General features: G+C 41.4%; 2 protein-coding genes. Both read left to right on the top strand.

The annotated features are described in order from the left end of the window. Window positions 1-472: 472 nt before the first annotated feature. Window positions 473-1,219 (top strand): helix-turn-helix domain-containing protein, encoded by a 747-nt coding sequence (locus tag NRIC_RS18495; RefSeq protein ID WP_146624202.1) that lies wholly within the window; start codon window positions 473-475, stop codon window positions 1,217-1,219. A 69-nt stretch (window positions 1,220-1,288) separates the two neighbouring features. Then, a partial coding sequence (locus NRIC_RS18490; RefSeq protein WP_146624201.1) for a SpaA isopeptide-forming pilin-related protein occupies window positions 1,289-6,679 on the top strand: 5,391 nt, incomplete at its 3' end.

The raw sequence follows: 6,679 nt of genomic DNA, 5'->3' as shown, positions 1-6,679 counted from the left end.
TGCGGGTAGTTAAACAAATGGAAAAAGCAATCGCATAAAGGAACTTTCAAAAAAATTGGAAGGATCTTTTATGGGGGAGCTTTTTTTCTTTTTTTTCGAGAAAACGTTTGCGACTGTCTTTTTGTTACATTCAACAAAAAAGGTGTTTGAAAAGTTTATATTTCACAGAAAATAACGAAATAGCGTATTCACAAGCGTTTTTTCGCCGTCAACTGCCGTCACAGGGCAGTCTTTTTTGTTGGTATATCAATGATTTGAGCATCTTTCCTAGTCTATTGAAGACCAAGAAGAAATAAGGCAATCAATGAGTGTGTTTATTGATTTAAGTGAATAGGTTCAGTTTACTCGATTTGTTTAATCATTTGCAAATAAACGATTTTTCTAATGAGTGGAGAACGTTCGCGCCTTTTTATATAACTGATGTGATTTTAAGAATTGTATCGTTTTTTATAACCAAAGGGGGCTGCCCAACGTGCAGATATTGATCGTAACTAGAAATGTGTTGAATGAACAGAAAATTCAAGAACAGCTCCAGAGGCTGAATCATGAAGTCTTTGTTTCATCCAGCATCTTAAATCTGACCCATCATCAATTTGTCACGCGCTTGCTTGATTATTTCAATGCGATCATTTTCAGTGAATCTGTTACAGACAAGGAAGTGTTGGAGCTGCTTCCTGCAGTGAACAAAGAAAAGCATGTTGCTTATCGAAAGATCGAAAAACGATTGGATCGTGTGGATCAAGAATACTGGAGTGACAAGGGAATCGATGGATGGATGATGGATCAATTTTCTTTGGAGAAAATCAGAGAACTATTTTCCAACGAGCCAACGCAGCAGTCGGGAACGGAGCTGGCTTGTCCAACTGGGCTAGGAACACTAGGGAGCTTGATTAGTTTGCGGGAAGCCGAGCCTAAACCGTCTTTTAAATTGACAGAAATTCATTTCAAAGGAAAAGAGAAGTGCCTTCTTGATGCTTTGGCGAAAAAAAGCGGCGAGGTATATTCCCGAGAGGAACTATGCAGGGTGCTGTGGAATCAAGAGCCAGACAGATCTAAGATGGCACAGTTGTCCTACATCATCAAACGAATCAAGCAGCGATTCAAGGATCATGGCATCAATGAAGAACTGTTAGTGACCATGTGGGGCAAAGGATATCAGTTAACAGACAGCTTTTACGACTACTTTCCAATAGAGGAACGCAAGAAAATTTTTCAATAAGAAGTAGAGAGACAAAAGATGGGTGTGATGAGAAAAAATGAGAAAGATCATTAGGGGGGGTGAAGCGAGATGAGCAAATATATCGTTAAAGGACTGAGTTTGTTCGCAGTCGTATTGTTCTTCATACAGCTGCTTCCGATTACTGCATTATCCGAGACAGAGAGTACAACGGTTGAGACAAATCGCAGATATACGCTCCCTACTAAAAGCAGTGATCCGCTAAAGAAATATTCGGAAGTTGGAACGACAGCTTCGCAAACGACGGAATCGAGTCAGTCGAATGAACAAGAAGCTGCTATGATCGAAAACAGTGATGAAAAACCAAACAAGAAACAGACAAAATCAGATGCTATTGGACCGCAAGCAGAGGGGCAGGATCTTTCCAGTAAAGTTGTCGTGAACAGTTGGAACATCTATGATTCTGCTAACAAAGCATTGAGTACAACGAATGCAGCGAAACCGGATGCCAATTATCGACTAGTCTTTAATTGGTCATTGGAGCCGGGAGGAAGCAACATCTTAAAAGATGGTGATTACTTCTACATTCAAACACCAGTCAATAAAGGATATGGAGCAACACCCGCTTCTGGTCGATGGAATGTCGCAGTGAACGAGTGGGCGAAGCTAGAAGCGACGATTAATGGTGTGACAAAAGAAATAGGGACCTGGCGGATTGCACCTGGGATTGAAGAGCTTACTACTCGAATCGAAGTAAGATTCAATGAAGGGGTTACTGGGGAAAACATCAAAAAAATTGAAGGAATCGAATTCGGGATGCCAGAGAATTCCTTAAAGAATTTGACGTTAGTTGAAGGTATTCAAAATGTTGAGTTTGGCGGAGTCACAAAACCAATTCGCTTTGAAAAAAAATTACTCACGGTAGAAAAAGGGTTTGACTATAAAACATCGCCCTTTTCTTCTAATCAACATTTGCAGTACGATTTTACTGTTAACTTGGCAGGAAGTGTGGAACTGAATGGAGACAAGGTTGACTGGTTAAAATATCCCGAAACAGGATTTGCTTTAAAAGGCGATGAGATGGTTTACAAATGGGGGGAGAATATTACTGCCTCTAACCAAATGTACGTCGAGGATAAGATTGAAAAAGGCGTAGCCGTTGAAAAGTTGACGATTATGGCACAGACACGTGTGCCAGATGATTTTCCACAAGGCGCGCAAACAGCAAAAAAAGGAGGGGTTTTAACAGGCCTGTCCGCATTTGATGCTTATGTTTTAGTCGATGAAGGATCTGGACCTATTTATAAAACAACCGGAAATCAGGCGACAAAAGAACCAAGATATCCAACGCTTGCAACTTCATTTTCTGAGATTCAGCAAGCGGCCTCTGATACGGAAGCAAGTTTTAGAACCAAAGTGAAAGCAGCCCCTTACCAATACGGCGTTTTTACAAAAGGGGCAGGGAAAAACGCGGAACGAATCGTGATGATCAACTTTGGAAAGGTCGCTAAGTCAGGCGGGCAACAGAAGAAGTACAGCGACTTGACGGAATCCGCTGCAGCAACTGGAGCAAGAGCCCGGACGATCAAAGACCGAAACAATGTGAATCGTCCGATCTTGCAATTTGCAGTCGAATCGGCTGATTATGCGATTGCGAATGGGTTTTATACAGAAGGAGATAGGAATCTTTTAGAAGACTACTTCACTTTAACTTTTGGGGATTCTAACTGCATTGGCGGTCAGATTCCGACCTACACTGTTTCTGTCCATTTGAAGTATAACCCAGAATCGACAAGCGGTGTAAAAGAGAACACAGCAGAGTATCCTTTCCAAAGTGCGGTGTATTTAGATAATAAATATACGGCAAAAGGGACAGGCGAGATGCACAACCCGTATGGCGATCTTCGTTTGAATGGGAATATAGCAACGCTATTCAAGATTGACGAAGATACGAATGCGACAATCAATGGCGCCGAGTTCAAACTTCAAAAGAAAAATACCAATGGTACTTGGTCAGATGTAGCGGGTCAAAGCGGATTGAAGACGGGGGAAATCGAAGCAGATGGTTCTGTCATTTATGACGGGGCGATTCAGATCAAAAATATGGCGAATGGTACCTATCGTTTCGTTGAGACGAAATCGCCAGATGCGTATGATCCGACAAAATCGAGTGACTATGATTCTACAGCAAAAGCGGTTATCTCTGATGAATTCGTCATACCAGGAACTACGAATGGTCCGATTGTGTATGTGCGAAACAAGAAAAAACCAGAAGCTTATTACAAAGTAGAACATTATGTACAAAAAACTGCGGGCAATTTTACAAACTGGGATTTGCGTGTAGATGAACAGCACTTTGATTATGTTGGAAAAACGGTGAGTGCTTCACCGAGAGTATTCCCAGGGTACTCCTTCGATAATACGGTCAGTGGAACGAAGGTGAGTGGTGTTATCACCGCAGATAATAAATTAGTATTGAAACTTTATTATGTGTTAGACGATTCCAGCACACCGTTCAAAATATACAAATGGGACCACTTTGATAAGCCGATGCCGTCGATTGATCAAAACGGAAATGCACTAAAAAACAGTCAAGGACAGAACATGCAGGTTGCGTTTAATCTGTACGAGTATACCGCCAATTGGGCAGCTGGATTAGAGCCGGAAAATATCGCTCCACCAACGAATCCAACGACTCAAAATGCGGCTTGGAAGCTGGTCAATCCAGTAAACAAACCTTATGTGACAGATTCAGAAGGGAAGATTTCGGATAAGACGATCGATCTGACTAATAAAGTGTATGGCCTAGTTGAAGTATCAACCTATCCTTCTTATAAACTGCCCTCAGCATCGGAAGCTTATTGGATTATTTGGTCAACCCCCGGTGGAGAGATTGCTTCCCTTCAATCTTGTGGAACGAATAATCTCGGTACTGGGACGTTTACTGATAGTCAAGGAAAGACCCAGTATTATATCAAAAATCGGATGAAAGATGGTAAAGAACCTATCTATAAGAGTGATGAGACGGGAGCGATCATGCCGTCCACTACGCTAAATAAAGTCAAATTTAAGGCGTACCAATATATTGGTGACTGGAATGGAAATAACGCACCTGATAAATCTCCACCGACGAATGTAACCAATTGGAAAGTGTTGAATGGTGGGAATGAATATCAAACGACAAGCGCTGGAAAAATTTTAGATCTGGTGATTGATGCCGGCGGTTCTTGGGGGCCGATGACGTATGCCATCATGGAAACTCAGACCTACGGCGACTATACCATTGAAACTGGGTCCTATTGGGTCATTGTGACAGATAGTAATAATGACAAGGGCGTTTTTATTAATCGAATTGATTATATTGGAACGAATAATCCGGGAACGATCGAACCGAGCAAGTCCAGTACAGGTGCTTGGCATGTGAAGAACGTGCCGAAAAAAAGAGGTTTTGGATTTTATAAAGATGACGAGAATGATAAACCATTAAGTGGTGTTGAGTTCAAGCTATATGGTGGAAAAGCAGGGGAAACATTACAAATGGGAGTCAACGATGATCCGAAGGCTGCCAATACTTTTTGGGATATGAGTGCTGCTCTTCAAACGAAAACAAGTGCGGCGACAACAGGAAGAGTTGAGTTCACGGATTTGAAATCCGGGAAATATTTGTTAGTAGAGACCCAAACGGCTCCTGGATATCAGTTGCCAGAAAATCAGTGGATATTAACAATTGATATGACAAAAACGGGAAATGATCAATGGTCAATCGAGGGAAGAGGAAATCCCAAACCACCAGAATTCAATGGAATACGTGTGAAGAACGTGCCGAAAAAAAGAGGTTTTGGATTTTATAAAGATGATGAGAATGATAAACCATTAAGTGGTGTTGAATTCAAGCTATATGGTGGAAAAGCAGGGGAAACATTACAAATGGGAGTCAACGATGATCCGAAGGCTGCCAATACTTTTTGGGATATGAGTGCTGCTCTTCAAACGAAAACAAGTGCGGCGACAACAGGAAGAGTTGAGTTCACGGATCTGAAGTCCGGGAAATATTTGCTAGTAGAGACTAAAACAGTTCCTGGATATCAGTTGCCAGAAAATCAGTGGATATTAACAATTGATATGACAAAAACGGGAAATGATCAATGGTCAATCGAGGGAAGAGGAAATCCCAAACCACCAGAATTCAATGGAATACGTGTGAAGAACGTGCCGAAAACTAGAGGTTTTGGATTTTATAAAGATGATGAGAATGGTCAACCATTAAGTGGTGTTGAGTTCAAGCTATATGGTGGAAAAGCAGGGGAAACATTACAAATGGGAGTCAACGATGATCCGAAGGCTGCCAATACTTTTTGGGATATGAGTGCTGCTCTTCAAACGAAAACAAGTGCGGCGACAACAGGAAGAGTTGAGTTCACGGATTTGAAGTCCGGGAAATATTTGTTAGTAGAGACTAAAACAGTTCCTGGATATCAGTTGCCAGAAAATCAATGGATATTAACAATTGATATGACAAAAACGGGAAATGATCAATGGTCGATTGAGGGAAGAGGAAATCCCAAACCACCAGAATTCAATGGAATACATGTGAAGAACGTGCCGAAAAAGAGAAGTTTTGGATTTTATAAAGATGACGAGAATGGTCAACCATTAAGTGGTGTTGAGTTCAAGCTATATGGTGGAAAAGCAGGGGAAACATTACAAATGGGAGTCAACGATGATCCGAAGGCTGCCAATACTTTTTGGGATATGAGTGCTGCTCTTCAAACGAAAACAAGTGCGGCGACAACAGGAAGAGTTGAGTTCACGGATTTGAAGTCCGGGAAATATTTGTTAGTAGAGACTAAAACAGTTCCTGGATATCAGTTGCCAGAAAATCAATGGATATTAACAATTGATATGACAAAAACGGGAAATGATCAATGGTCGATTGAGGGAAGAGGAAATCCCAAACCACCAGAATTCAATGGAATACATGTACAAAACTTCCGAATTCCTGAAAAGGACTTTTCCTTCATCAAAGTCAACGAAAAAAGTAATCCATTGGGAAATGTTGAATTTGAGCTGTATGGCGGCAAATCAGGCGAAACGCTGCAAATAGGGACCAATGATGATCCATTAGCTGCAAATACCTACTGGGATATGACGGCAGCACTTCAAACAAAGAGCAGCGATCCCGCGACAGGGCGTGTATCATTCACAGGACTAAAATCAGGAAACTATTTATTAATCGAAACGAAGACCGTGGATGGCTATGCCTTGCCAACAGGTCAATGGATTATTCAGGTAGACGCCTCTGCTGGAACGATAAGTGATCCTATTGGCCGGGGAGATCCTTTACCACCAGCATTTTATAAGAAGAGTTCTGAGCTCTACTTGCCGAACTACAAAGAAATGAAAATGCCGATGGCAGGTGGAATTGGTCTGCATATGATCGTTATCGTTGGAATTTCCATGATCGGTCTATCGATCTTGCTTCTAATAGAGAAATTAAAGAAA

Origin of the sequence: Enterococcus florum, from assembly GCF_004309355.1 — a bacterium.
In the GTDB taxonomy this organism is placed as follows: domain Bacteria; phylum Bacillota; class Bacilli; order Lactobacillales; family Enterococcaceae; genus Enterococcus_A; species Enterococcus_A florum.
This window is presented reverse-complemented; position numbering and strand designations above follow the sequence as displayed.